Source organism: Streptomyces ficellus, from assembly GCF_030406405.1.
Lineage (GTDB): Bacteria > Actinomycetota > Actinomycetes > Streptomycetales > Streptomycetaceae > Streptomyces > Streptomyces ficellus_B.
On sequence record NZ_JAUEPL010000005.1, the window covers coordinates 20,128 to 45,875 of the forward strand.

Here is a 25,748-nt window from a genome sequence, read left to right on the forward strand (position 1 = left end):
GGCAACCTCTCTTTTTCTCGGATGGCTGGATATGATCGGCGTTTCCGCACCCCGGACCGGCCATCCGCCACCCACGTACAACGCAGACGTCAGTCCGGGCCGTTGGCCTGTCCCGCCCTCTTCCGCTCACGAGGACTGATGACTCCCACAGAACCCGAAGGGCCACACCGACCCGAAGGGCCACCAGAACCCCGAGGGCCACGCGGGTCCGCCCCGAGCCGCCGAAGCCGCGCGGTGCGCCTGCGGACGCTGCTGATCTGGCTGGCGGTGGTCCCCACCCTGGCGATGGGCGCCCAAGTCGTCGTCACCTCCCACCGCTTGCTGGAGCAGGCGGAGAACCTCCGTGCCGACGTGGCGGCCGGCGAGCGGACCGGCACACCCCTGTACCGGCTCATGGTCGAGATGCAGGCCGAGCGCACCATGACGGCCGCCATGTGGGCCGGCACCCCCGTGTCCCCGGCCGATCTGCGCACCCGCCGCGCCGCCACCGACCGGGCCGACGCCGCGTTCCGCCGGTCCATCGACCCCGGCCCCGAGTCCGAGCGCGCGCACCGCTACCTCCACGACGTGGAACACCGCCTCGACGACCTGGACGCCCACCGGGAGCGCGCCGACGCCCGCAGCGGACCCCCGGACCGCACCATCGGCTACTACACCGGCGTGATCGACCAGATGATCCGCAGCTACCAGGAGTTCAGCCACCTGGACGACGCCGAGCTCACCTATGAGAGCCGGCCCGTGGTCGCGCTGCTCTCCGCCTCGGAGATCCTGGCACGCGAGGACACGATCCTCGCGTCGGCCGGCCCGTCCCGGGAGCTGACCGCCGCCCGGTTCGCCGAATTCACCAACGCCGTCGGCGCCCACAGGTTCCTGTACGACTCGTCGATCGTCCCCTACCTGCCCGCCGAGGACAGGAAGGCCTTCGAGGCGATCACCGGCTCCGACGCGTGGCAGACCAAGACCCGCGTCGAGAGCGCGGTCATGTCCGAGCACGAGGACACCGACTCCGGCGTGGTGCTGCCCCGGGAGGTACGGGGCTGGCCGGCCGCCCACAAGGAGTTCTCCGCCCGCCTCGCCGACCTCAACAGCGACCGGCTGCGCGGGGTGCTCAAGCACGCCGGGGCCAAGGCCGGGCAGCTGGAGAGAGACGTCGCTTGGCTGATCGCGGGAAGCGGCGCCGCGCTCGCGGTCGTCGTGGCCGTCGTCGTGTTCACCACGCGCTCGGTCCTGCGCCGCATGGACCGGCTGCACGAGCGCACGGTGACCATCGCCGAGGCGACGCTGCCGGACATCGTGGCCCGGCTCCAGCGCGGGCAGCGGGTCGACGACGACGCGCTGCCCCGGCCCAGCGGCGAGGGCGACGAGGTCGGACGTATCAGCGACGCGTTCGCGCGCGTCGTGGCCGTGTCCGTCGAGGGGCACCGGCAACTCGCCGAGGAGCGGGACGGGTTCAGCATGTTCGCCGCGGGCATCGCCTCCCGCACCGGGAACCTGGTCAGCCGGCAGCTGAGCCTGACCGAGGAACTCCAGGACACCTTCGGCCACGACGAAACGCTTCTGCCGCAGCTGATGAGATCCGACCAGCTGACCGTGGGCATGCGGCGGCAGGTGGAGAACCTGCTCATCCTGTCCGGCGGTGAGATCCCCGACCCGCACACCGAGCCCATGCGCGTCGCCGACCTGCTGCGCGAGGCCGCGTCCGAGGTGGAGGACTTCCGGCGGATCGAACGGCACGCACTGGACGAGATCAGCGTGGAACCCCGGGTGATCAGCCAGATCAGCCACCTCCTCGCCGAGCTGCTGGACAACGCCACCCGCTTCTCGCCGCCGAAGTCGAAGGTCGTCATCCGGGCCGAAGTCGTCGGCGACGGGCTGTCGGTGGAGATCGAGGACCGGGGACCGCGCGTCGCCCCCGAGAGCTACGAGGAGATGAACGGGCGGCTCCACTCCGCCCCGCCGTACGCCGTCCTGGCGCGCAACGCGCACCGGCTCGGCCTCTTCGTGGTCGGCCACCTCGCGGACCGGCTCGGGGCCACGGTCACCCTGCGCCGCTCGGCGTTCGGCGGGACGTCCGCGGTCGTGATCCTCCCCGGGGAGCACCTGGTGAGGACCGCGCCGAAGCCGGTACCCGAGCCGCCCGCCCCCGCCTTGGCCCCCGCCATGGCCGCCGTCATGGCCCCCGCCCCGGCACCACAACGCGCAGGCGCAAGCGCCCCCGTACTCGTCCCGCGCAAGGACTCCGCCCCGCTCCCCACCCTCCCCACCGGGCTGCCCCAGCGCCGCACCGCAGGCCACGAGCAGCCGGTACGCACGCGCGCGGCGGACGCCCTGCCGGCCCTCCCCGAGCGTGTCCCGCAGACCCACATCGCCCCGCAACTCCTCCAGCCCCGCACGCCGGAATCCAGCGGCGGCCAGGACGCGGCCACCCCCGAGGAAGTGGCCGACGCCTGGGCGGACTACGAGCACGGCACCGAAACAGCAGAAGAAGAGCTCCGACGGGAACAGCCATGACGACAACACCGAACGACGCGATCTACAGCATCCTGGACAACAACCTGAGCCGGATCGCCGGCATCCAGGGAGCCGTGCTGCTGTCCAACGACGGCATCAAACTCAGCGCGTACCTGCTGGAACGCGATCAGGCCGAGCGGGTGGCGGCGGCGTCCTCCGGCATCGCGGCCACCATGAAGGCGATATCCCGTGAGGTCGGCGGCGGCCGGGTGATCCGCCAGCTCGTCGAGATGGACGACCGGTACCTGTGCATCGTCGGCTGCGGCGAGGGCAGCACCCTCATCGTCGTGACGTCCCGCAAGGCACGGCTCGGGGAGCTCGGCGGCGAGGCGGTACGGGCCTCGCAGGCGCTCGGCGAGTGGCTGGGCACCCCCGAACGCGCCATGCCCCATCGGTAATGCCCGGCGAGCAGCAGCACGGAACGCGCCGCCGCGCGCGGCTGTACGCCCTGACCGACGGGCGTACGGCCGCTGCGCGCACCGTCCTGACCATGGACACCATGATCACGGCAACGGTGGCGGCGGACGACCATGGCGGCCTGTCCAGCGAGTGGCAGGCCATCCTCGCCATGTGCCGGCCGCCGAACGGGCGGGCGGTCGCCGAGATCGCCGCCCGGATGCACATGCGCCTCACCCCCATGACGGTCCTCCTCGGTGAACTCCTGGACCGCGGCCTGATCCACCACCGGCCGCCCCTGGAAGCGGCCGAGACCTCCAACGTCCACCTGCTGACGAGAATCAGGGACAGCCTTGCCCGAATATGACACCGCCGCCGAGGAAGAGTCCCCCGTCAAGATCCTGATCGCCGGCGGGTTCGGCGTCGGCAAGACGACCCTGGTCGAAGCGGTCTCCGAGATCGAGCCGCTGCGCACGGAAGAGCGGCTGACGGCGGCGGGCGTCGGCGTCGACGACCTGGACGGCATCGAGTCCAAGACGGTGACCACCGTGGCGATGGACTTCGGCCGGATCACCCTCCCCGACGCGGGCGTCGTCCTCTACCTGTTCGGCACACCGGGCCAGGAGCGCTTCTGGTTCATGTGGGACGACCTGCTGCGAGGGGCGCTGGGGGCGATCGTGCTGGTCGACACCCGGCGCCTGGACCGCAGCTTCGCGGCGGTCGACTTCTTCGAGAACCGCGGGCTGCCGTTCATCATCGGCGCCAACTGCTTCCACGGCGAACAGCCGTACACCGCCGAGCAGATCGGTGCCGCCCTGCACCTGAGGGACCCGGACACCCCCATCCTCATGCTCGACGCCCGCTCCCACGACGACATCCGCGGCGCCCTGCTCGCCCTGCTGGACGTGCTGATCGCCAAAGCGCGCGCTTCAGCCGCCGTCTGACGTCCCGCCCGGGCCACGACGGAGGCGGGGCGGGCCCGAAGACCCGCCCCGCCTCTCGGCCGCAGCCATCAGCCCCCGTACGCGCCCGACGCCGTCAGCCGCAGCGCCGTGTCGATCAGCGGCACGTGGCTGAACGCCTGCGGGAAGTTGCCCACCTGGCGCTTGAGCCGCGGGTCCCACTCCTCCGCCAGCAGCCCCAGGTCGTTACGGAGCGCCAGCAGCTTCTCGAACAGCTTGCGCGCCTCGTCGACCCGGCCGATCATCGCCAGGTCGTCCGCCATCCAGAACGAGCAGGCCAGGAAGGCGCCCTCGTCGCCGGGCAGGCCGTCCACGCCCTCCTCGGCGCCCTCGGTCGGGTAGCGCAGGATGAAGCCGTCCTCCGTGGACAGCTCCCGCTGGATCGCCTCGATCGTGCCGATCACGCGCTTGTCGTCCGGCGGCAGGAAGCCCATCTGCGGAATCAGCAGCAGCGAGGCGTCCAGCTCCTTCGAGCCGTACGACTGCGTGAACGTGTTGCGCTCCGGGTCGTACCCCTTCTCGCACACGTCCCGGTGGATCGTCTCGCGCAGGTCGCGCCACCGCTCCAGCGGCCCGTCCGCGTCCCCCGACTCGATCAGCTTGATCGTCCGGTCGACCGCGACCCACGCCATCACCTTCGAGTGCGTGAAGTGGCGGCGCGGCCCGCGCACCTCCCAGATGCCCTCGTCCGGCTGGTCCCAGTGGTCCTCCAGGTACCGGATCAGCTTCAGCTGGAGCAGCGAGGCGTAGTCGTTGCGCGCCAGGCCCGTCATGTGCGCCAGGTGCAGGGCCTCGGTGACCTCTCCGTACACATCGAGCTGGAGCTGCGCCGCGGCGCCGTTGCCGACCCGGACCGGGGCGGAGTTCTCGTACCCCGGCAGCCAGTCGAGCTCCGCCTCGCCGAGCTCGCGCTCGCCCGCGATGCCGTACATGATCTGCAGGTTCTCCGGGTCGCCGGCGACCGCGCGCAGCAGCCACTCGCGCCAGGCGCGGGCCTCCTCGCGGTAGCCGGTGCGCAGCAGCGAGGACAGGGTGATCGCGGCGTCCCGCAGCCAGGTGTAGCGGTAGTCCCAGTTCCGTACGCCCCCGATGTCCTCCGGCAGGGAGGTCGTGGGCGCGGCGACGATACCGCCGGTCGGGGCGTACGTCAGCGCCTTCAGCGTGATCAGTGAGCGGACCACGGCCTCCCGGTAGGGCCCGCGGTAGGTGCAGTGCTCCACCCACTCGCGCCAGAACGCGCTGGTGGCCTGGAGCGCCCCCTCCGGGTCCGCCACCGGCGGCTCCTTGTGGTGCGAGGGCTGCCAGCTGATGGTGAAGGCGACCCGGTCACCGGGACGGACCGTGAAGTCGGAGTACGTGGTGAGGTGCTCGCCGTGCGTCTCCACGTCGGTGTCCAGCCAGACCGAGTCGGGCCCGGCGACGGCGACCGTACGGTTGTCGACCTTGTGCACCCAGGGCACCACACGCCCGTAGCTGAACCGCATCCGCAGCGCGGACCGCATCCGCACCCGGCCGCTGATGCCCTCCACGATCCGGACGAGCTGCGGCGCGCCGTCACGCGGCGGCATGAAATCGGTCACGCGGACCGTGCCGCGCCCCGGCGTGTCCCACTCGGATTCCAGGATCAGCGAGTCGCCGACGTACCGGCGCCGGTCGGCGACGGGCGGTTCGGCGTCATCGGCGTGCGCCGGTCCGATCCGCCAGAAACCGTGTTCCTCGGTACCGAGGATTCCTGCGAAGACGGCATGCGAGTCGAAGCGGGGCAGGCACAGCCAGTCGGCCGTCCCGTCCCGGCAGACCAGGGCGGCGGTCTGCATGTCTCCGATGAGTGCGTAGTCCTCGATGCGCCCGGCCACGTGCAATCTCCAGTCGAACGGCAACGTTCGCCCCGTGGGGCGCTTACTGGGGTCAGGGTCAAGGATCGCCGACGAGCACGAAGTCCCGGTAGCGGGCAGGGGTGGTGCCGGTATGGGGGCCCGGCTCGGCGGCGAATGTCCGAGCAGGATACGACGCACCCCGGCCCTCCGTGTGATCGTCCTGGTAGAGGTGTTGAGTTGAACGGGTGACCTGCGTCTCCCCGTGCGAAACCCCCCGGCGGGCCGTGTGCCGCCCGTGTCCGCCCGTGTGCCGAGCGTGGCCGGAAGCGGTCACCCCGCGTCGCTGATACCCTGGTAGCCCGTGGACCGGTGGGCGCCGCACCTCGAATCGGCGGCCCCCGAACCGCAGCGACGGCACCCCCGGAATCCCCGGATCGGACGCCGGTACGCACCTCCAGACCGCGACCACGGGAGCCCCCTCTTGGCCATGCCGCCCGCTGCTTTTCGAAACAGCACAGCCACGACGACCAAGCACATCTTCGTCACCGGAGGTGTCGCTTCCTCCCTCGGCAAGGGACTGACCGCCTCCAGCCTGGGCGCGCTCCTCAAGGCGCGGGGCCTTCGGGTCACGATGCAGAAGCTCGACCCGTACCTGAACGTCGACCCCGGCACGATGAACCCCTTCCAGCACGGCGAGGTGTTCGTCACCAACGACGGAGCCGAGACCGACCTGGACATCGGCCACTACGAGCGCTTCCTCGACGTCGACCTCGACGGCTCGGCCAACGTCACCACCGGCCAGGTCTACTCGACGGTCATCGCCAAGGAGCGGCGCGGCGAGTACCTCGGCGACACCGTGCAGGTCATCCCGCACATCACCAACGAGATCAAGCACCGCATCCGCCGCATGGCGACGGACGACGTCGACGTCGTGATCACGGAGGTCGGCGGCACGGTCGGCGACATCGAGTCGCTGCCGTTCCTGGAGACCGTCCGCCAGGTCCGCCACGAGGTCGGCCGTGACAACGTCTTCGTGGTGCACATCTCGCTGCTGCCCTACATCGGCCCGTCCGGGGAGCTGAAGACCAAGCCGACCCAGCACAGCGTGGCCGCCCTGCGGAACATCGGTATCCAGCCCGACGCGATCGTGCTGCGCGCCGACCGGGACGTACCGACCGCGATCAAGCGCAAGATCTCGCTGATGTGCGACGTCGACGAGGCGGCCGTGGTCGCGGCCATCGACGCCAAGTCGATCTACGACATCCCGAAGGTGCTGCACACCGAGGGCCTGGACGCCTACGTCGTCCGCAAGCTGGACCTGCCCTTCCGGGACGTCGACTGGACCGTCTGGGAGGACCTGCTGGACCGGGTGCACAACCCGGACCACGAGGTCACCGTCGCGCTCGTCGGCAAGTACATCGACCTGCCCGACGCCTACCTGTCGGTGACCGAGGCGATGCGCGCCGGCGGTTTCGCCAACAAGGCCCGCGTCAAGGTCAAGTGGGTCACCTCCGACGACTGCAAGACGCAGGCGGGCGCGGCCAAGCAGCTCGGTGACGTCGACGCGATCGTCATCCCCGGCGGCTTCGGCGAGCGCGGCGTCAACGGCAAGGTCGGCGCCATCCAGTACGCCCGCGAGAACAAGATCCCGCTGCTGGGTCTGTGCCTGGGCCTGCAGTGCATCGTGGTCGAGGCCGCGCGGAACCTCGCCGGCATCGCGGACGCCAACTCCACCGAGTTCGACCCGGCGACCTCCCACCCCGTCATCTCGACGATGGAGGAGCAACTGGCGTACGTGGAGGGCGCCGGCGACCTGGGCGGAACGATGCGCCTGGGCCTGTACCCGGCGAAGCTCGCCGAGGGCTCGATCGTGCGCGAGGTCTACGGCGACCAGCCGTACGTGGACGAGCGCCACCGCCACCGCTACGAGGTGAACAACGCCTACCGGGCGGAGCTGGAGAAGAAGGCGGGCATCGTCTTCTCGGGGACGTCCCCGGACAACAAGCTCGTGGAGTACGTGGAGTACCCGCGCGAGGTGCACCCCTACCTGGTCGCCACCCAGGCGCACCCGGAGCTGCGCTCCCGTCCGACCCGGCCGCACCCGCTCTTCGCGGGCCTGGTGAAGGCGGCCGTCGAACGACAGCGGGAAGCGCGCGAGACGGGCGAGTAGTGCAGTAGAGATACGGTTGACCGGGGTACGGGCCTGATCAGGGCACGTGCCCCGGTTTTCTGTGTACGAAGCCCGTGCGAGGGAGGACGTCTTCCATGACCATCAAGGACACGCCCGAGGAGTGGCAGGTCACCGCCTCGACGGTGCCGTTCAAGGGCAACAAGACGAGTGTCCGCGCCGACGACGTGGTCATGCCGGACGGGACCGTCGTACGCCGCGACTACCAGGTCCACCCCGGCTCGGTCGCCGTCCTCGCCCTCGATGACGACGACCGGGTCCTCGTACTGCGCCAGTACCGCCACCCGGTGCGGCACAAGCTGTGGGAGATCCCGGCGGGCCTGCTGGACGTACCCGGTGAGAACCCGCTGAACGCGGCGGTGCGCGAGCTGTACGAGGAGGCGCACGTCAAGGCGGAGCGGTGGAACGTCCTGACGGACGTCTACACCACGCCCGGCGGCTGCGACGAGGCGGTGCGGGTCTTCCTGGCCCGCGGCCTGTCGGCGGCGGAGGGCGAGCGGTTCGAGGTCGCCGAGGAGGAGGCGGACATGGAGCTCGCCCGGGTGCCGCTGGATGAGCTGGTACGGGGCGTACTGGCGGGCGAGCTGCACAACACCTGCCTGGTCGTGGGCGTCCTGTCGGTCCTCGCGGCCCGCTCGGGCGACGGCCTGGACGCCCTCCGCCCCGCCGACGCCCCCTGGGCCGCCCGCCCCTTCGAGGCATAGCCCGGTGTGACGATCGCCTGATCCGATTGAGGGATCGTCCGTCGTGCTCCGCCGGGGTGGGCCCCGGGGCTGAACTACGCTCGGAACACCCGCCGGGATCCGGCGGGATCAGCACGTGCGCAGGCGGACGGGAGCGTGGCCCGTGACGGATCAGGCGGTGGACTTCGGCGGCGCGGAGGGGGCCGGGGCGCCCGGCGCCCGGGCGCGTGGTACCGGCCGTCCCGAGCGCCGGTTCTACGGGCGGGTGCGGGAGCTGAAGGAACTGCGGGCCGACATCGCCCGCGCCGGACTCGACACCCTCGCCGGGCGCCCCTCCCCCCGCTCCCGCATCCTGCTGATCGCCGGGCGGCCCGGCAGCGGGCGGACCGCGCTCGCCGAGCAACTGGTCGGCGACCTCGCCCGGGGCTACCGCGACGGCGTCCTGCGCGCCCGGCTGACCGAGCCCGGCGGCGAGCCGGTGCCCACCGAACGGATCGCCCGCGCGCTGCTCGACGCCCTCGGGGTCGCCGCCCCCGCCGGAGCCGACGCCGACGAGCTGACCCAGCGGCTGCGGGACGCCTTCGCCGAGCGCCGCGCGCTGCTCCTGCTGGACGACGCCGCGAACGCCGAGCAGGTCGACGCGCTGCTCCCGGACAACCCCGGCTGCCTGGTGGTGGCCGTCGCGCAGGGCCCGCTCACCGGCATCCCGGACGTACGGCCGTGCACGGTGGGCGGACTGGACGCCAAGTCGGCCATCGAACTGCTCGGCGGCTTCACCGGCTCGGTACGGATCACCGTCGACCCACAGGCCGCCGAGACGCTCACCGAGGTGTGCGGCGGCCAGCCCGCCGCGCTCGTGCTCGCCGGCGGCTGGCTCGCCGCCCGCCCCATGGCGTCCGTCGCCGACCTCACCAAACGGCTGCGCGCCCTGCCCGACGAGCCCGACCGCCCGGTCGCCACCCGACCGCTGGCCCGCGCCTTCCACCTCGCCTACGAGGCCCTGCCCGCCTCCGCCGCGCGGATGCTGCGGCTGCTCGCCCTCGCCCCGGTCGGGATCGCCGACGCCCACACCGCCTCCGCCCTGGCGGGCTGCTCGGTGTCGGCCGCCCGCACCGCGCTGGAGGGCTTCGCCGCCGCCGGGCTCGTCCACGAGGTGGACGCCGAGCAGTACGAGGTGCCCGGCTGTCTGGCGCCGCTGCTGCGGGAGCGGCTGGACGCCGAGGACCGCCCCGCCGAGGTGCAGCTCGCCCGCGCGCGGATGCTGGAGCGGACCGTACGGCTGCTGCACTCCTGCCGGGCGGTCACCGAACCCGAGGGCTCGCCCGCGCGCCGCAAGCTCGCCGGACTTCCCCGTGCGCTGCGCTTTGCGACCCCGTCCGCCGCCGCGGAGTGGCTGCGCACCCGCCAGCCCGCGCTGCTGGCCTCCGCCCGCCTCGCCGTCGCCGACGGGGAGCTCGACACCCTGGCGCGGCGCCTGGTCGCCGCCCTGGTCCGGGCGCTGGCCGCGCACCGGGGCGCCGAGGCCGCGGCGCCCGAGCTGTACGGGCTGCACCAGCTGGTCCTGGACGTCGCCGACCGGCGCGGCCTGCACCGTGAGCGGGCCGCCGCCCTGCTGAACCTCGCCGACCTCGACGCCCGCACCGGCCGCACCCGCGACGCCCTGGCCCGCTACCGGGCCGCGCTGGACGCCGGACGGCTCGCGAACGACCCGTACGCGATCAGCCGCGCGATGGAATCCGTAGGCGGTGCGTACCAGGAGCTGGGGGACTGGCAGCGGGCCGCCGACTGGTACGGCAGGGCGCTGTCGCAGCGGCTCGCCCGTGACGAGCGGGCCGACCAGGCGCGGCTGTACGGCCGGCTCGGCGCGGTCCACACCTACGAGGGCCGGTACGGCGAGGCCCTGAGGAACTGGCGGGCGGCCGCGGCCGGATATCGCCGCCTCGGTGATCTCGCGGGCCACGCGCGGGCGTTGAGCGAGGCGGCCCGGGTCCAGGAGTACGCCGGGCGGCCGCAGGAGTGCCTGCGTACCTGCGAGGAGGCGGTGGAGTGGGCGCGCAGGGCCAAGGACGTGCGGCTTCTCGCGGCGCTCCAGTTGCGGCTGGCGGACACCCTCGACCGGCTCGGCGACCCCGCCGCCGCCCGGCTCCACCGGGCCGCCGCTGACCGTCTGCTGGGAGCGGAAGGTTCCACCTACCAAATCCCAGCCTACGAAATCCGCAGTGCTTCAGCCAAAGATTAAAGCTTTGCAAGGCTAGACAAAGGTCGGCCCTTCAATAGACTGGGTGAGCCGCGATTGACTGCGGTGTATCCCGGTGCGTCCAGTGCATCCGGGTATGTATTGCATTGCCCCCGTACCCACAAAGCCAAGGACCGTGATCGACGTGAAGGTCGGCATCCCCCGCGAGGTCAAGAACAACGAGTTCCGGGTGGCCATCACCCCCGCCGGTGTGCACGAGCTCGTGCGCAACGGCCACCAGGTCTTCATCGAGCACGACGCCGGTGTCGGCTCCTCGATCACGGACGACGAGTTCGTCGCCGCCGGTGCGCGGATCCTCCCGACCGCCGACGAGGTCTGGGCCACCGCCGACCTGCTGCTCAAGGTGAAGGAGCCCATCGCGGAGGAGTACCACCGCCTCCGCAAGGACCAGACCCTCTTCACCTACCTGCACCTCGCCGCCTCCCGTGAGTGCACGGACGCCCTGATCGAGTCCGGCACCACCGCCATCGCGTACGAGACGGTCGAGACCGCCAACCGCGCGCTCCCGCTGCTCGCCCCGATGTCCGAGGTCGCGGGCCGGCTGGCCCCGCAGGTCGGCGCGTACCACCTGATGCGCTCGGCCGGCGGCCGTGGCGTCCTGCCGGGCGGTGTCCCCGGCACGCACGCCGGCAAGGCCGTCGTCATCGGCGGCGGCGTCTCCGGCTGGAACGCCACCCAGATCGCCGTCGGCATGGGCTTCCACGTGACCCTGTTGGACCGCGACATCAACAAGCTGCGCGAGGCCGACAAGATCTTCGGTACGAAGGTCCAGACGATCGTCTCCAACACCTACGAGCTGGAGAAGGCCGTCATCGAGGCCGACCTCGTCATCGGCGCCGTCCTCATCCCGGGTGCCAAGGCCCCGAAGCTGGTCACCAACGAGCTCGTCGCCAAGATGAAGCCCGGAAGTGTTCTTGTCGACATTGCCATCGACCAGGGCGGCTGCTTCGAGGACTCGCGTCCGACCACCCACGCCGAGCCGACGTTCACCGTCCACAACTCGGTCTTCTACTGCGTCGCCAACATGCCGGGCGCGGTGCCGAACACCTCCACGTACGCGCTGACCAACGCCACGCTGCCGTACATCGTCTCGCTGGCCAACAACGGCTGGGTCGAGGCGCTGCGCCGCGACGCCGCGCTCGCCAAGGGCCTCAACACCCATGACGGCAAGGTCGTCTACAAGGAGGTCGCCGAGGCCCACGGCCTGGAGCACGTCGAACTGGGCGCGCTCATCGGCTGACTGCCCGCGCGGCTCTCCGCCCGACTTGCCGCCCGACTCCGCGTCTGACTTCCCGTCTGAGGCGGCCGCTCGTCAACGGGCGCCGTCAATGTCACGCATCCGGCCGGACCTTGCTCGACGAGGTCCGGCCGGATGTGTGTCCGACCACGTCCCGACGCCGCTTCAAGTCGCCTCGAACGTAACCCTTTAACCGTTTCGCACACCCGCGAAACGTATCGATGAGCGGCCGTGCGCCCTTGACAGAGAGGTGTTCCTTTGCCGACACATCGGCTCGCGTCCGGGCGATTGTGTTGCTGCGGAGCGGTGACACGCCATAGAGTCGCCAACCGTCGGCATGGTGCCACGCTGACCTATCGATAAGTTTCCTGGTCCCGTCCAAGGAGGTAAGACGACTTGTGAATGAGTCGACATTTACTCCCGGGGGTGGTCAGCCAGGAAGGCCTGAGGCGGACCAGGTTCCCTCCTCCGGGATCGAGGCTGTCGGCTCCGTCGCTGTCCGGACCTTCGCGACGCACCAGCACATGACGACAGCCCACACGATGAAGATGATGGACGGCCAACACGTGAACGCCATGGCCGGCAACGAGAGTGGCCGAGAGTCCACCCACTTCGCCGCCTACGACGAAGTCCCCGAGGGGCACTTCTACGACCCTGACGCCGAGTACGAGCCGGACCCGGAGTACGCGGCCACCCTCGCCCCGGACGCTGCCCGCCAGCGCCGCGAGCGGATCGGCCCCACCGGACGGCCCCTGCCGTACTTCCCGATCCCGGGACCACTGACCGACCACGGTCCCGCCAAGATCATCGCGATGTGCAACCAGAAGGGCGGCGTGGGCAAGACGACGTCGACCATCAACCTGGGCGCCGCGCTCGCGGAGTACGGACGCCGGGTGCTGCTCGTCGACTTCGACCCGCAGGGAGCCCTGTCGGTCGGCCTCGGCGTGAACCCGATGGAGCTCGACCTCACCGTCTACAACCTGCTCATGGAGCGGGGCATGTCGGCGGACGAGGTCCTGCTGAAGACCGCCGTGCCCAACATGGACCTGCTGCCCAGCAATATCGATTTGTCTGCGGCGGAAGTGCAGTTGGTCAGCGAGGTCGCGCGCGAGTCCACGCTCCAGCGGGCGCTGAAGCCGCTGCTGAACGACTACGACTACATCGTGATCGACTGCCAGCCGTCGCTCGGTCTGCTGACCGTCAACGCGCTGACGGCGGCGCACAAGGTGATAGTGCCGCTGGAGTGCGAGTTCTTCGCGCTGCGCGGCGTCGCGCTGCTGACGGAGACCATCGAGAAGGTCCAGGAACGGCTCAACCCCGAGCTGGAGCTCGACGGCATCCTCGCCACGATGTACGACTCGCGGACCGTGCACAGCCGTGAGGTGCTGGCCCGGGTGGTCGAGGCGTTCGACGACCACGTCTACCACACCGTGATCGGCCGGACCGTCCGCTTCCCGGAGACCACGGTCGCGGGTGAGCCGATCACCACGTACGCCTCGAACTCGGTCGGCGCGGCCGCCTACCGCCAGCTCGCCAGGGAGGTGCTCGCCCGGTGTCACGCCGAGTGAGTCTGCCCGGTGCCGACGAGTTGTTCCGTACGACAGGGGGCATGGCGCTGCAATCGTCGTCCCCGCGACGGCCGAACGGCGAGCCGCGCGTCCCCGCCCCGGCGGGCGAGAGCGACCCGGCGGGCCCGGCGGCCCCCGAGGGCTCCGTCTCCCGGCCGGGCCCGCAGGAGCACGCGGCGGCCGACACGGAGGCCGCGGAGCCGCGCGGCCGGGCGGCGGAGGACCCGGCCGCGGGTGCCGCGTCCGCCTCCGCGAAGGCGGCGGCACCGGCACGGCGCCGGGGACGCTCGGCAGGCCGGCGGCCCAGCGGGCGTGAACGGCACGACGAGAAGATCACCGTGTACGTCTCCGCCGAGGAGCTCATGGACCTGGAGCACGCGCGCCTCGTCCTGCGCGGCGAGCACGGCCTGGCCGTCGACCGCGGGCGCATCGTCCGCGAGGCGGTCGCCGTGGTCCTGGCGGACCTGGAGTCGCGGGGCGACGCGAGCATCCTGGTGCGGCGCCTGCGCGGGCGCTGACGGTAGCCTGCGCGGACCGCCGCCGTTCCGTTCGCCCCTGGACCAGGATGCCCCCGACCGACCCCGCCGCCTCCCGTCGCCGCCCCCTGGGCCGCGGCCCGGGGCTCCCCCGGCCGGGCGCCCCCGACGCGGCTCCCCCCGCCGCCCCCGAGGACGCCCCGGCACCAGCGGAGCCGGCTGGTCCGCCAGCGTTCGAGGACGCCCCCGAGCCGGCAGCCCCCGAGGACGCCCCCGAGCCGCCCGAGGACGCCCCCGAGCCGGCAGCCCCCGCGACACCCGAAGGCGCCGGCGCGCCCGCGGCCCCCGCGCCGGCAGGCGCACCGGCCCCGGGCGGTGCGGCCGTGCCGGGCGGGGGGATCGAGCCGGTGGCGCACGGTGACGCCGGGCAGTCGGTGGGCGACGGGCGGTTCACCATTCGGCTGGCGAACTTCGAGGGTCCGTTCGATCTGCTCCTGCAACTGATCTCCAAGCACAAGCTCGACGTCACCGAGGTCGCCCTGTCCAAGGTGACCGACGAGTTCATGGCCCACATCCGGGCCATGGGACCCGACTGGGACCTGGACCAGACCACGGAGTTCCTGGTCGTCGCGGCGACGCTGCTCGACCTCAAGGCCGCCCGGCTGCTGCCCGCCGCCGAGGTGGAGGACGAGGCCGACCTCGCGCTGCTGGAGGCGCGGGACCTGCTGTTCGCCCGGCTCCTGCAGTACCGCGCGTACAAGCAGGTCGCCGAGATCTTCAGCGAGCGGCTGGAGAGCGAGGGCAAGCGGTACCCCCGTACCGTCGGGCTGGAGCCGCACCACGCCGAGCTGCTGCCCGACGTGGTCATCAGCATCGGCGCCGAAGGGTTCGCCAGGCTGGCGGTCAAGGCCATGCAGCCCAAGGCCAAGCCGCAGGTGTACGTCGACCACATCCACGCCCCGCTGGTCAGCGTCCGCGACCAGGCCGAGGTGGTCATCGCCCGGCTGCGGGAGCGCGGCGAGCTCACCTTCCGCGACCTCGCCGAGGACGCGCCGGACACCCTCACCGTCGTCGCACGGTTCCTGGCCCTGCTGGAGCTGTACCGGGACAAGGCCGTCACCCTCGACCAGGAGGACGCCCTCGGGGAGCTCACGGTCCGGTGGACCGGCGGGGACAGCGCGTCGGTCACGGACGAGTTCGACCAGGTCGTGAAGGAGGAGAAGGCGTGATGGAGCTGAAGCCGGCCCTGGAGGCCGTCCTCATGGTCGTCGACGAGCCCGCGACCGAGGAGCACCTGGCGAAGGTGCTGGAGCGCCCCCGCCGCGAGGTCGCGGACGCGCTGCGCGAGCTGGCCGACGAGTACGACGTACAGGGCAGGGGGTTCCAGCTGCGGCTGGTCGCGGGTGGCTGGCGCTACTACACGCGCCCCGAGTACGCGCAGGCCGTCGAGAGCTTCGTGCTCGACGGGCAGCAGGCCCGGCTCACCCAGGCCGCCCTGGAGACCCTCGCGGTCGTCGCGTACCGCCAGCCGGTGAGCCGGTCGAGGGTCTCGGCGGTACGCGGAGTGAACTGCGACGGCGTCATGCGCACCCTCCTCCAGCGCGGTCTGGTGGAGGAGGCGGGCGCGGAACCCGAAACAGGTGCGATCCTGTACAGGACGACGAACTACTTCCTGGAGCGGATGGGCCTGCGCGGCCTGGACGAACTTCCCGAACTGGCGCCCTTCCTCCCCGAGGCCGAGGCGATCGAGGCGGAGACACAGGAAGGGGTCCCGTCGTTCGATCCGGACGCACCTGATGCGCCGGATTCCGAGCACGCAGACGACAAGACGGAACTTTGATGCGAAGCAGCAGCGGCAGGAACAGCAGCGGAAACAACGGCGGGAGCCGTGGTGGCAACAGCGGCGGCCGCGGCAGCAGCGGCGGCCGCGGCAATTACCGGGGTGCCGGTAACAGCCGCGACGACAAGAACCCGCGCGGCGGCAACCCGCGCCGGCCCCGCCCCGAGGAGCGCAGCTACGACGTGGGCGGCGCCCCCGAGGCCGGCCCCAAGCGCGGCCGCGGCACCTTCGAGGGCGGCCCCAAGCGCGGACCCGGCGCCTCCGAGGGCGGCCCCAAGCGCGGACGCGGCCCCTCTGAAGGTGGCCCCAGGCGTGGGCCGGGCGCCTCCGAGGGCGGCCCCAGGCGTGGACCCGGCGCCCCCGAGGGTGGTCCCAAGCGCGGACGTGGCGCCGCCGCACGTGGTGGCGCCAAGGGCGGTCCCAAGCAGTCCCCGCAGCGGGGCGGCGGCCGGACGACCCCGGCGCGTCCGCGTGAGCTGGACGCCCGGATCGAGGAGCGCAACCGGGAGCGGTACGCGAACAAGCCGGAGATCAAGACCCCCAAGACCTTCGGGGAGCAGGAGGGCGAGCGCCTGCAGAAGGTGCTGGCCAGGGCGGGCATGGGTTCGCGGCGGGCCTGCGAGGAGCTGATCGACGCGGGCCGGGTCGAGGTCAACGGCGAGATCGTCATCGAGCAGGGCAAGCGCGTCGACCCGGAGAACGACGAGATCAAGGTCGACGGCCTGACCGTCGCCACCCAGTCGTACCTGTTCTTCGCGCTGAACAAGCCCGCAGGCGTCGTGTCCACGATGGAGGACCCCGACGGCCGCCAGTGCCTGGGCGACTACGTCACCAACCGTGAGACGCGGCTCTTCCACGTCGGGCGGCTCGACACCGAGACCGAGGGCATCATCCTGCTCACCAACCACGGTGAGCTGGCCCACCGCCTCACGCACCCCAAGTACGGCGTGAAGAAGACCTACCTGGCCGCCATCACCGGCCCCCTCCCGCGCGAGGTGGGCAAGCGGCTCAAGGAGGGCATCCAGCTGGAGGACGGCTACGCCCGCGCCGACCACTTCCGGGTGGTCGAGCAGACCGGCAAGAACTACCTGGTCGAGGTGGAGCTCCACGAGGGCCGTAAGCACATCGTGCGCCGGATGCTCGCCGAGGCGGGCTTCCCGGTCGACAAGCTGGTCCGCACCGCCTTCGGCCCGATCCAGCTCGGCGACCAGAAGTCGGGCTGGCTGCGCCGCCTGACGAACACCGAGGTCGGCATGCTGATGAAGGAAGTCGGCCTGTAGTAGCCCATATCCGTACGAAAGCCCGTGGCCTGCGGAAAGGCCGCGGGCTTTCGTGCTTGTGGGGCACCCTCGTCCGCCTTTATAGTCAAGATGACTCTTAAGGAGGCGGCGTTGCGATTCCCCATCACCCTTGCCACGTACGGCCGGTGGCCCTGGACCCACGGGGGTGGACCAGGCCCCCGCGCCTGCGCGGTCGGGGTGATGGGGGTATGAGCGGGCAGCGCGAGCCGCGCCCCGAGGGCTACGACCCGCACGCCTTCGAGCCCTTCGCCGTCACCGTCGACCTCGCCGTCTTCACCATCCGCGACGAACGGCTCCACGCGCTGCTCGTACGGCGTGGACAGGAGCCCTACCAGGGCGCCTGGGCGCTTCCCGGCGGCTTCCTCCTGCCTCACGAGTCCGCCGGGCAGGCCGCCCGCCGTGAACTCGCCGAGGAAACCGGCCTGTCCGGCACCACCGCCGCCCACCTCCACCTGGAGCAGCTGCGCACCTACAGCGACCCCGACCGCGACCCCCGCATGAGGGTCGTCTCCGTCGCGTACACCGCCCTCGGACCGGACCTCCCGGAACCGCGCGGCGGCGGCGACGCGGCCCACGCGCAGTGGCTGCCCTACGGCTCGTACGGGCCCCTCGCCTTCGACCACGACACGATCCTCGCCGACGCGCACGAACGCGTCGGCGCCAAGCTGGAGTACACCTGCCTCGCCACCGCCTTCTGCCCGCCCGAGTTCACCCTCGGCGAGCTGCGGCAGGTGTACGAGGCGGTGTGGGGCGTCGAGCTCGACCGCCCCAACTTCCGGCGCAAGGTCCTCGCCACCCCCGGCTTCGTCCAGGCCGTGGAAGGACCGCCGCGCCTCACCGGCGGACGGGGGAAACCGGCCGCTCTCTACCGGGCGGGGCAGGCCACGACCCTGCACCCGCCACTGCTGCGACCGGAAGGAAGGCAGGAATGACCATGGCCAGGACCCTCACCAAGCAGGCGGCCACCGGCTCGCTCATCGGGCTGGCGCTCGGCGACGCGCTGGGCTTCCCGACCGAGTTCAACGACGTACCGTCCATCCTCGCGAAGTGCGGGCCCTGGCGGGAGATGACCCTGCCCAGGCCCGCCATCGTCACCGACGACACGCAGATGACCCTCGCGGTGGCCCGCGCCGTACGGACCGCGCTCGCCCGCGGCGTGCTCGCGCCGCTGCGGCTGACCCGCCCCCTGCGCGAGGAGTTCGTCGACTGGTACCACTCGCCGGAGAACAACCGTGCCCCCGGCCGCACCTGCCTGGTCGCCTGCCGGAAGCTCGACAGCGCCCTGCCCTGGCAGGAGGCCAGCCAGGTCGGCTCCAAGGGCTGCGGCGCCAACATGCGGGTCGCCCCGATCGGCCTCGTACCCGGACTCAGCCAGGAACAGCGCGCCGGCGCCGCCCAGCTCCAGGCAGCTCTCACGCATGGGCACCCCACCGCGCTGGCCGCCTCCGACCTCACCGCGCGGGCGGTGTACCTGCTGTCGCAGGGCGCCGAGCCGCTGGGGCTGGTGGGGCAGCTGCGTTCGTACGCGTACGACAACCGCACCCGCTACCACGCCACATGGCTCGGCGACCTGTGGACGTACGCCGGCGACGCGACGCCCCAGCAGTTCATCCGGCGCGGCTGGGACGAGTGCCTGCGCGCCCTGGAGACCCTGGCCTCCGCCCTCGGCACGGCCAACCCCGAGAGCGACCCGTGCCTGCTGACGGGCGAGGGGTGGATCGCGGAGGAGGCGCTCACCAGTGCGCTGCTCTGCTTCCTGCTCTTCCCGGACGAGCCGGTGACGGCGCTTCGCCGTGCCGCCTGCACGGCGGGCGACTCCGACTCGATCGCGTGCCTGACCGGCGCCTTCGCGGGAGCGCACCTGGGCGCCGGGGCGTGGCCGAAGGAGTGGGCGGAGCGCATCGAGTACCGCAGCGAGCTGCTGACGCTGGGCGCGCTCTGGGACGCTTGAGCCCATGACCGAACTCCTGGAACTCCCCGACCTGGCCTCCGTCGTCGCCGAACAGCCGGACCCGCTGCTGTTCGCCACCGTCTCCGGCGCCCACCTGTACGGCTTCCCGTCCCGCGACTCGGACGTGGACGTCCGCGGGGTGCACCTGCTGCCGGTGGACGCGCTGATCGGACTGCGCGAGCCCGAGGAGACCCGCTCCCGCATGTGGCAGCGGGACGGCGTCGAGATGGACCTGGTGACCCACGACCTCCGCACGTTCGTGCGGCTCATGCTCCGGCGCAACGGCTACGTACTCGAACAACTGCTGTCCCCGTTGGTGGCCCACACCACCGACGCCCACGCGGAGCTCGCCGCCCTCGCTCCGGGTGTGGTCACCACCCACCACGCCCACCACTACCGTGGGTTCGCCGCCACCCAGTGGCGGCTGTTCGAGACGAGCGGGGAGCTGAAGCCGCTGCTGTACACGTTCCGGGCGCTGATGACCGGCATCCACCTGATGCGTACGGGCGAGGTGGTGGCCCACCTGCCGACCCTGCTCGGCTCGGTGCCGGCCCCGGAGTACGTGGCCGAGCTCATCGCGGCGAAGGCGGACGCCGAGCACTGCCCCGCCACCGGCGTGGACACCGAGCGGGTACGGACGGACGTCGAGGCGCTGCACGGCGCCCTGGACGAGGCCCGGGCGGCGTCGGCGCTACCGGACGCGCCCCTGGCGTACGACGCGCTGCACGACTTCGTGGTCCGCACCCGCCTGGAGGGCTGACGCCCGGCGCGTACGGAACAGGAAGTCTTCCACCGCCCGCCGGTCCGGCTCGGGCGGCAGCGGGGAATCGGAGGCGGCCTCGTCGGCCTCGTCGGCGAGGCGGGCCATCCGGGACACGACCTCCCGCCACGGCACCTCACCCCGCTTCACCGCCAGCAGCAGCTCGCGGTCGTCGCCCACGTCGATGACCAGCTCGCCCGTGCGCAGCAGGTCGCGGCAGCTCGACAGCAGGCGCAGGAGGTGCATGGCGGGTTTCCAGCGCGGCGCGCCGTACTGCCGGACGTCCGCCTCCAGCTTCTTGCGCCGGCCGGCCGCGTACCGGACGAAGGTCTGGTGGACCTGACGGGAGAGGAACGCGCCGCGCAGGGCCAGCAGTTCGCGGCCGGTGTCGTCGACCCGCTCGACCAGCGGGGAGTGCAGGCACTCCAGGGCGTTGGGGTTGGCGCGCAGGGCCAGTTCGCAGAAGCGCTCCAGCTCCCAGCTGAACTGCTCGTCCGCCGGGCCCTCCACGTGCGTGGGCGGCTTGTCGAAGCGCCACTGGAGCGGGGTGGGGGCGAGGAACACCCCGCGGCGGTCGGTGTCGCTGTCGTCCGTGGCCAGCCCGAAGGCGCGCGACCCCATGACACAGGAGTAGATCGTGTGGTCGCGCACCAGTTCCTCGGGGGTCATGCGGCAGACACTACGACCCTCGCGCGGCGGAGCGGCCACGCGGTGGCTCACCCCAGGGGAGCGAGCCCCGTGGCGCGGCCGTCCGCGTCCCGGCGTACCTCCAGGACCTCCGTGACGGCGGCACGGTCGATCGGTCCGTACACATGCGGGTAGGGCCCCTCCCGGCGGACCTCGGCGGTCAGCCGCTCCCCGTCGACGCGCAGCACCAGCAGCGGGCCGGCCGTCTCGCGGTAGTGGGCGTCGGCGATGGCGAGGGCCGTCTCCTCGTCCGGCGAGCAGTGGACGAAGCCCTCGGCGGCCAGGGAGCCCGGGCGGTAGGGGGCGGTGGGGTCGGCGGACCATTCGGCGGCCGGGACGACATGAAGCAGCATGCGGACAGTGTGACCTGCCGTTCTGCCCACCGGTCTCCCATGCCGGACAGTTCCGGCGACGCGCCCGCGGCTGACTAGGCTTGATACCAGCACTCGCGCATGCGGCACAGGTGAAGGAGCAGGACGTGGCGGTACGAGCGGTCCGAGGGGCCGTCCAGCTGGAGCGGGACGACGCCGGGCACATGCGGGACCAGGTCGGCGAGCTGCTCACCGCCGTGCTTGAGCGCAACGGCCTCACGCCCGACGACCTCATCAGCGTCTGGTTCACCGCCACGCCCGACCTGCACAGCGACTTCCCGGCCGTGGCGGCGCGCAAGCTCGGCATCGTGGACGTACCGCTGATCTGCGCCCAGGAGCTCGCCATCGAAGGCGCCATGCCGCGCGTCGTGCGCCTCCTGGCGCATATCGAGACCGACCTGCCCAAGTCCGCCGTCGCGCACGTGTACCTCGGTGCCGCGGCCGCCCTGCGCAAGGACATCGCCCAGTGAGAACCGCCGTCGTCATCGGAACCGGGCTGATCGGCACCTCCGCGGCCCTCGCGCTCACCGCGCGCGGCGTCACCGTCCACCTCGTCGACCACGACCCGGCCGTGGTCCACACCGCCGCCGCGCGCGGCGCGGGCACGGAGGAGGCGCCCGAGGGCCCGGTCGACCTGGCGATCGTCGCCGTCCCGCCCGCGTACGTCGCCGGCACCCTCGCCGAGGCGATGCGCGGCGGGGTGGCCCGTGGCTACCTGGACGTGGCCAGCGTCAAGGGCGGCCCCAAGCGCGAGCTGGAGGCGATGGGCCTCGACCTGACCTCGTACATCGGTACGCACCCGATGTCCGGCAAGGAGCGCTCGGGCCCGCTCGCCGCGACGGCCGACCTCTTCGAGGGCCGCCCCTGGGTCCTCACGCCGGCCCGGGACACCGACACCGAGGTGCTGAACCTCGCACTGGAGCTGGTCGCGCTGTGCCGGGCCGTCCCGGTCGTCATGGACGCGGACGCCCACGACCGGGCGGTCGCGCTGGTCTCGCACACCCCGCAGCTGGTGTCGTCGATGGTCGCCGCGCGGCTGGCGGACGCGGACGAGACAGCGGTACGGCTCTGCGGGCAGGGCATCCGCGATGTGACCCGTATCGCGGCCTCCGACCCCCGGATGTGGGTGGAGATCCTGTCGGCGAACCCGGGTCCGGTGGCGGACGTGCTGGCCGGGGTGGCCAGCGACCTGGAGGAGACGGTCCAGGCGCTGCGGTCGCTGCAGTCCGCCGACGAGGACAAGCGGCGTGACGGCGCGAGCGGCGTCGAGGACGTGCTGCGGCGCGGCAACGCCGGCCGCGCCCGGGTGCCGGGCAAGCACGGCGGCGGGCCGACCGCGTACGAGACGGTCGCCGTCCTGATCAGCGACCAGCCGGGCGAGCTGGCGCGGATCTTCGCCGACGCGGGCCGGGCGGGCGTGAACGTCGAGGACGTCCGCATCGAGCACGCGACCGGCCAGCAAGCGGGCCTGGTCCAGCTCATGGTCGTCCCCGCCGCCGCGCCCGCCCTCGCGACGGCCCTGCGAGAGCGCGGCTGGGCACTGCGCGAGTAGCGCCCCGGCCCCCGAGCCCGCGACCGCCGGCCCGCGCGGCCCCGGGTCCGGCGGCCCCCGGCCCGCGCGATCCCCGGGCCGGGGGAGCCCTCCGTGGGCGTGCGCGGACCGGGTGCTCCGAACGGGTGTCAGGGGAGGGACGCGGCAGTCGGTAACCTTGTGCAGGGCCCTTCGGCAACCGGCCGGCCCCCTCCCACCCACCAGGAAGGTGTCCGACACCGTGGAATCCGTGATCGTCGCCATCGACGGCCCCTCCGGCACGGGCAAGTCGAGCACCTCCAAGGCGGTCGCCGCCAAGCTGGGGCTCAGCTACCTGGACACCGGCGCGCAGTACCGGGCGATCACCTGGTGGATGATCAGCAACGGCGTGGACGTCACCGACGCCGACGCCATCGCCTCCGCCGCCGGCAAGCCCTCCATCGTCTCCGGGACCGACCCGTCCCACCCCACGATCACCGTGGACGGCGTGGACGCCTCCGGCCCCATCCGCGAGCAGGACGTCACCGCCAAGGTCAGCGCCGTCAGCGCCGTCCCGGAGGTACGCGCCCGGATCACCGAGCTCCAGCGGTCCATCGCCGCCGGTGCCGAGAACGGCATCGTGGTCGAGGGCCGCGACATCGGCACGACCGTCCTCCCCGACGCCGACCTCAAGATCTTCCTGACCGCGTCCCCCGAGGCCCGCGCCGCCCGCCGCTCCGGCGAGCTCAAGGGCGCCGACGTGCACGCCACCCGCGAGGCCCTCATCAAGCGGGACGCGGCCGACTCCAGCCGCAAGACGTCCCCGCTCGCCAAGGCGGACGACGCCGTCGAGGTCGACACCACGGACCTGACGCTCCAGCAGGTCATCGAGTGCGTCGTCACCCTTGTCGAGGAGAAGCGAGCCGCCACGTGACGCCTTCCTCGGCCTCGCCCTCGCAGAAGGGCGCCGCGGTCGGCCGGGGCATCGGCATCGGGCTGATGTACGGGCTGTGGAAGCCGCGCGTCCTCGGCGCCTGGCGCGTCCCGGCCACCGGGCCGGTCATCCTCGCCGTCAACCACGCGCACAACCTCGACGGCCCCATGCTGATGGGCACCTCCCCCCGGCCCGTGCACTTCCTGATCAAGAAGGAGGCCTTCATCGGGCCTCTGGGCCCCTTCCTGGAGCGGATCGGGCAGCTGAAGGTGGACCGGTCGGCCCCCGACCGCACCGCCATCACCGGCGCCCTCGACGTACTGGCGGGCGGCGGTGTGCTCGGCATCTTCCCCGAGGGCACCCGGGGCGAGGGCGACTTCGCCTCACTGCGCGCCGGCCTCGCGTACTTCGCCGTACGCAGCGGCGCACCGATCGTCCCGGTCGCCGTACTGGGAAGCACCGAGCGCCGCGGGCGGTTGATAAAGGCGCTGCCCCCGCTGCGCAGCCGCGTCGACGTCGTCTTCGGCGACGCCTTCCAGGCCGGGGACAGCTCCGGCAGACGCACCCGCAAGGCGCTGGACGACGCCACCGTACGCATTCAGGAGCGGCTCACCGCCCACCTGGAAAACGCCAGGCACCTCACAGGGCGCTGAGCGAGACTTGAGCTTTGAGTAGCGGATCACTCGATCCGCCGATGACGATGATGAACGAGGAACGGACTTCATGAACGACCAGCACGACCACGGGGCACTCGGCGACACCGAGTACGCGGAGTTCATGGAGCTCGCCGCCGAAGAGGGCTTCGACGTCGAGGACGTCGAAGGCGCGATCCAGGACGCCGGGCACGGCCCGCTCCCGGTCCTCGCCGTCGTCGGCCGGCCGAATGTCGGCAAGTCGACCCTGGTGAACCGCATCATCGGCCGCCGTGAGGCCGTCGTCGAGGACAAGCCCGGCGTCACCCGCGACCGCGTCACCTACGAGGCCGAATGGGCCGGCCGCCGCTTCAAGGTGGTCGACACCGGCGGCTGGGAGCAGGACGTCCTGGGCATCGACGCCTCCGTCGCCGCCCAGGCCGAGTACGCCATCGAGGCCGCCGACGCGGTCGTCTTCGTGGTGGACGCCACCGTGGGGGCCACCGACACCGACGAAGCCGTCGTCAAGCTGCTGCGCCGGGCCGGCAAGCCCGTCGTGCTGGCCGCCAACAAGGTCGACGGCCCCTCCGCCGAGGCCGACGCCGCCATGCTGTGGTCGCTGGGCCTGGGCGAGCCGTTCCCGGTCTCGGCGCTGCACGGCCGGGGCACCGGCGACCTGCTGGACGAGGTGCTGAAGGCCCTGCCCGAGGCCCCGGAGCAGACCTTCGGCACCGCCGTGGGCGGCCCGCGCCGCATCGCGCTCATCGGCCGCCCCAACGTGGGCAAGTCGTCCCTGCTCAACAAGGTCGCGGGCGAGGAGCGGGTCGTCGTCAACGAGGTGGCCGGCACCACCCGCGACCCGGTGGACGAGCTGATCGAGCTGGGTGGCAAGACCTGGAAGTTCGTGGACACCGCCGGTATCCGCAAGAAGGTCCACCTCCAGGAGGGCGCGGACTACTACGCCTCGCTGCGCACCGCCGCCGCTGTCGAGAAGGCGGAGGTGGCCGTCGTACTGATCGACACCACCGAGTCCATCTCCGTGCAGGACCAGCGCATCATCACCATGGCCGTCGAGGCGGGGCGCGCGCTCGTCATCGCGTACAACAAGTGGGACGAGCTGGACGAGGAGCGCCGCTACTACCTGGAGCGCGAGATCGAGACGGAGATGCAGCAGGTCGCCTGGGCCCCGCGCGTCAACGTCTCCGCCCGCACCGGCCGCCACATGGACCGGCTCGTCCCGGCCATCGAGACGGCGCTGGAGGGCTGGGAGACCCGCGTTCCGACCGGCCGCCTGAACGCCTTCCTCGGCGAGCTGGTCGCGGCCCACCCGCACCCCATCCGCGGCGGCAAGCAGCCCCGCATCCTGTTCGGTACGCAGGCGGGCACCAAGCCGCCCCGGTTCGTGCTGTTCGCGTCCGGCTTCCTGGAGCACGGCTACCGCCGGTTCGTCGAGCGGCGGCTGCGTGAGGAGTTCGGCTTCGAGGGCACCCCGATCCACATCTCGGTACGGGTGCGCGAGAAGCGCGGCCGCAAGAAGTGACCTCATCGAGAAGTGACCTCGTCGTCACCTCATGAGGACGGGGCCGGAGCGAATGATTCGCTCCGGCCCCGTTCGGCGTTCACCGGCCCCGGGCCCCGGCCCGGGAACCCGGCCCACATGACCCGGC

Annotated in this window: 24 protein-coding genes; 21 read left to right on the top strand and 3 right to left on the bottom strand. The window is 72.1% G+C overall.

The genetic code is table 11. The features are described from left to right. The first annotated feature begins 234 nt into the window (after nucleotides 1–234). From QWM81_RS05190 to QWM81_RS05205, 4 genes are read left to right on the top strand one after another with little or no spacing between them, the layout of a single operon-like run. Entirely contained in the window at nucleotides 235–2,511 is a 2,277-nt protein-coding gene (locus tag QWM81_RS05190; protein ID WP_290110311.1) for a sensor histidine kinase, read from the top strand. Then, entirely contained in the window at nucleotides 2,508–2,909 is a 402-nt protein-coding gene (locus QWM81_RS05195; protein WP_290110312.1) for a roadblock/LC7 domain-containing protein, read from the top strand. The genes QWM81_RS05190 and QWM81_RS05195 overlap by 4 nt, the downstream gene beginning before the upstream one ends. After that, the gene (locus tag QWM81_RS05200; RefSeq protein WP_290110313.1) at nucleotides 2,909–3,274 is read left to right on the top strand and encodes a DUF742 domain-containing protein; all 366 of its coding nucleotides are present in this window, start codon (nucleotides 2,909–2,911) and stop codon (nucleotides 3,272–3,274) included. The genes QWM81_RS05195 and QWM81_RS05200 overlap by 1 nt, the downstream gene beginning before the upstream one ends. Then, on the top strand, nucleotides 3,261–3,851 hold the full coding sequence (locus tag QWM81_RS05205; RefSeq protein WP_290110314.1) for a GTP-binding protein: 591 nt from the start codon (nucleotides 3,261–3,263) through the stop codon (nucleotides 3,849–3,851). Before QWM81_RS05200 ends, QWM81_RS05205 begins: the two co-directional genes overlap by 14 nt. Nucleotides 3,852–3,919: 68 nt before the next feature. Here QWM81_RS05205 and QWM81_RS05210 read toward each other — a convergent pair whose 3' ends face one another. Continuing rightward, nucleotides 3,920–5,725, bottom strand: a complete 1,806-nt coding sequence (locus QWM81_RS05210; protein WP_290110315.1) for a glycoside hydrolase family 15 protein — start codon at nucleotides 5,723–5,725, stop codon at nucleotides 3,920–3,922. Between the two features lie 448 nt (nucleotides 5,726–6,173). Between QWM81_RS05210 and pyrG the strand changes: the two genes are divergently transcribed. The 12 genes from pyrG (at nucleotide 6,174) to QWM81_RS05270 (ending at nucleotide 19,947) form a co-directional block, all read left to right on the top strand. Further along, on the top strand, nucleotides 6,174–7,856 hold the full coding sequence (pyrG, locus tag QWM81_RS05215) for a CTP synthase (protein WP_290110557.1): 1,683 nt from the start codon (nucleotides 6,174–6,176) through the stop codon (nucleotides 7,854–7,856). A 95-nt stretch (nucleotides 7,857–7,951) separates the two neighbouring features. After that, entirely contained in the window at nucleotides 7,952–8,578 is a 627-nt protein-coding gene (locus QWM81_RS05220) for an NUDIX domain-containing protein (RefSeq protein WP_290110316.1), read from the top strand. A 142-nt stretch (nucleotides 8,579–8,720) separates the two neighbouring features. Beyond that, nucleotides 8,721–10,796: a tetratricopeptide repeat protein gene (locus QWM81_RS05225; protein WP_290110317.1), complete on the top strand. Its 2,076-nt coding sequence runs from the start codon at nucleotides 8,721–8,723 to the stop codon at nucleotides 10,794–10,796. A gap of 142 nt (nucleotides 10,797–10,938) precedes the next feature. Continuing rightward, nucleotides 10,939–12,054 (top strand): alanine dehydrogenase, encoded by a 1,116-nt coding sequence (gene ald / locus QWM81_RS05230; RefSeq protein ID WP_290110558.1) that lies wholly within the window; start codon nucleotides 10,939–10,941, stop codon nucleotides 12,052–12,054. A 521-nt stretch (nucleotides 12,055–12,575) separates the two neighbouring features. Further along, nucleotides 12,576–13,619 carry a ParA family protein gene (locus tag QWM81_RS05235; RefSeq protein ID WP_425575765.1) on the top strand — a complete coding sequence of 348 codons (1,044 nt, stop codon included), beginning with the start codon at nucleotides 12,576–12,578 and terminating at the stop codon, nucleotides 13,617–13,619. Next, nucleotides 13,604–14,137 (top strand): hypothetical protein, encoded by a 534-nt coding sequence (locus QWM81_RS05240; protein ID WP_290110318.1) that lies wholly within the window; start codon nucleotides 13,604–13,606, stop codon nucleotides 14,135–14,137. The genes QWM81_RS05235 and QWM81_RS05240 overlap by 16 nt, the downstream gene beginning before the upstream one ends. 47 nt (nucleotides 14,138–14,184) lie before the next feature. After that, nucleotides 14,185–15,324 carry a segregation and condensation protein A gene (locus QWM81_RS05245; RefSeq protein WP_290110319.1) on the top strand — a complete coding sequence of 380 codons (1,140 nt, stop codon included), beginning with the start codon at nucleotides 14,185–14,187 and terminating at the stop codon, nucleotides 15,322–15,324. Continuing rightward, the gene (scpB, locus tag QWM81_RS05250) at nucleotides 15,324–15,935 is read left to right on the top strand and encodes an SMC-Scp complex subunit ScpB (protein WP_290110320.1); all 612 of its coding nucleotides are present in this window, start codon (nucleotides 15,324–15,326) and stop codon (nucleotides 15,933–15,935) included. Before QWM81_RS05245 ends, scpB begins: the two co-directional genes overlap by 1 nt. Beyond that, nucleotides 15,935–17,215 carry a pseudouridine synthase gene (locus QWM81_RS05255; RefSeq protein ID WP_290110321.1) on the top strand — a complete coding sequence of 427 codons (1,281 nt, stop codon included), beginning with the start codon at nucleotides 15,935–15,937 and terminating at the stop codon, nucleotides 17,213–17,215. The genes scpB and QWM81_RS05255 overlap by 1 nt, the downstream gene beginning before the upstream one ends. Before the next feature lie 209 nt (nucleotides 17,216–17,424). Then, nucleotides 17,425–18,168, top strand: a complete 744-nt coding sequence (locus tag QWM81_RS05260) for an NUDIX hydrolase (RefSeq protein WP_290110322.1) — start codon at nucleotides 17,425–17,427, stop codon at nucleotides 18,166–18,168. Further along, a complete protein-coding gene (locus QWM81_RS05265; protein ID WP_290110323.1) occupies nucleotides 18,165–19,187 on the top strand; it encodes an ADP-ribosylglycohydrolase family protein in 1,023 nt (340 codons plus the stop codon). Before QWM81_RS05260 ends, QWM81_RS05265 begins: the two co-directional genes overlap by 4 nt. A 4-nt stretch (nucleotides 19,188–19,191) precedes the next feature. Then, nucleotides 19,192–19,947 (top strand): nucleotidyltransferase domain-containing protein, encoded by a 756-nt coding sequence (locus tag QWM81_RS05270; RefSeq protein WP_290110324.1) that lies wholly within the window; start codon nucleotides 19,192–19,194, stop codon nucleotides 19,945–19,947. Here QWM81_RS05270 and QWM81_RS05275 read toward each other — a convergent pair. Both QWM81_RS05275 and QWM81_RS05280 read right to left on the bottom strand, forming a co-directional pair. Next, a complete protein-coding gene (locus tag QWM81_RS05275; protein WP_290110325.1) occupies nucleotides 19,879–20,616 on the bottom strand; it encodes a nucleotidyltransferase domain-containing protein in 738 nt (245 codons plus the stop codon). The two genes, QWM81_RS05270 and QWM81_RS05275, sit on opposite strands and share 69 nt — an antisense overlap. A 47-nt stretch (nucleotides 20,617–20,663) precedes the next feature. Next, entirely contained in the window at nucleotides 20,664–20,987 is a 324-nt protein-coding gene (locus tag QWM81_RS05280; protein WP_290110326.1) for a DUF952 domain-containing protein, read from the bottom strand. 125 nt (nucleotides 20,988–21,112) lie between these two features. Between QWM81_RS05280 and aroH the strand changes: the two genes are divergently transcribed. The 5 genes from aroH (at nucleotide 21,113) to der (ending at nucleotide 25,621) form a co-directional block, all read left to right on the top strand. Next, nucleotides 21,113–21,475 (top strand): chorismate mutase, encoded by a 363-nt coding sequence (gene aroH, locus QWM81_RS05285; protein ID WP_290110327.1) that lies wholly within the window; start codon nucleotides 21,113–21,115, stop codon nucleotides 21,473–21,475. Next, the gene (locus QWM81_RS05290; protein ID WP_290110328.1) at nucleotides 21,472–22,557 is read left to right on the top strand and encodes a prephenate dehydrogenase; all 1,086 of its coding nucleotides are present in this window, start codon (nucleotides 21,472–21,474) and stop codon (nucleotides 22,555–22,557) included. The genes aroH and QWM81_RS05290 overlap by 4 nt, the downstream gene beginning before the upstream one ends. 229 nt (nucleotides 22,558–22,786) lie before the next feature. Beyond that, nucleotides 22,787–23,449 carry a (d)CMP kinase gene (gene cmk / locus QWM81_RS05295; RefSeq protein WP_290110560.1) on the top strand — a complete coding sequence of 221 codons (663 nt, stop codon included), beginning with the start codon at nucleotides 22,787–22,789 and terminating at the stop codon, nucleotides 23,447–23,449. After that, nucleotides 23,407–24,102: a lysophospholipid acyltransferase family protein gene (locus QWM81_RS05300; protein ID WP_290110329.1), complete on the top strand. Its 696-nt coding sequence runs from the start codon at nucleotides 23,407–23,409 to the stop codon at nucleotides 24,100–24,102. Before cmk ends, QWM81_RS05300 begins: the two co-directional genes overlap by 43 nt. 70 nt (nucleotides 24,103–24,172) lie before the next feature. Continuing rightward, entirely contained in the window at nucleotides 24,173–25,621 is a 1,449-nt protein-coding gene (gene der / locus QWM81_RS05305) for a ribosome biogenesis GTPase Der (RefSeq protein ID WP_290110330.1), read from the top strand. Nucleotides 25,622–25,748 lie beyond the last annotated feature (127 nt).

Coding starts and splice junctions, on each gene's coding strand:
- QWM81_RS05260 (WP_290110322.1), top strand. CDS start 17,425: ATGAGCGGGCAGCGCGAGCCGCGCCCCGAGGGCTACGACCCGCACGCC.
- scpB (WP_290110320.1), top strand. CDS start 15,324: ATGGAGCTGAAGCCGGCCCTGGAGGCCGTCCTCATGGTCGTCGACGAG.
- QWM81_RS05200 (WP_290110313.1), top strand. CDS start 2,909: ATGCCCGGCGAGCAGCAGCACGGAACGCGCCGCCGCGCGCGGCTGTAC.
- QWM81_RS05280 (WP_290110326.1), bottom strand. CDS start 20,987: ATGCTGCTTCATGTCGTCCCGGCCGCCGAATGGTCCGCCGACCCCACC.
- QWM81_RS05235 (WP_425575765.1), top strand. CDS start 12,576: ATGACGACAGCCCACACGATGAAGATGATGGACGGCCAACACGTGAAC.
- QWM81_RS05265 (WP_290110323.1), top strand. CDS start 18,165: ATGACCATGGCCAGGACCCTCACCAAGCAGGCGGCCACCGGCTCGCTC.
- QWM81_RS05275 (WP_290110325.1), bottom strand. CDS start 20,616: ATGACCCCCGAGGAACTGGTGCGCGACCACACGATCTACTCCTGTGTC.
- pyrG (WP_290110557.1), top strand. CDS start 6,174: ATGCCGCCCGCTGCTTTTCGAAACAGCACAGCCACGACGACCAAGCAC.
- der (WP_290110330.1), top strand. CDS start 24,173: ATGAACGACCAGCACGACCACGGGGCACTCGGCGACACCGAGTACGCG.
- QWM81_RS05220 (WP_290110316.1), top strand. CDS start 7,952: ATGACCATCAAGGACACGCCCGAGGAGTGGCAGGTCACCGCCTCGACG.
- QWM81_RS05270 (WP_290110324.1), top strand. CDS start 19,192: ATGACCGAACTCCTGGAACTCCCCGACCTGGCCTCCGTCGTCGCCGAA.
- QWM81_RS05255 (WP_290110321.1), top strand. CDS start 15,935: ATGCGAAGCAGCAGCGGCAGGAACAGCAGCGGAAACAACGGCGGGAGC.
- QWM81_RS05195 (WP_290110312.1), top strand. CDS start 2,508: ATGACGACAACACCGAACGACGCGATCTACAGCATCCTGGACAACAAC.
- QWM81_RS05245 (WP_290110319.1), top strand. CDS start 14,185: ATGCCCCCGACCGACCCCGCCGCCTCCCGTCGCCGCCCCCTGGGCCGC.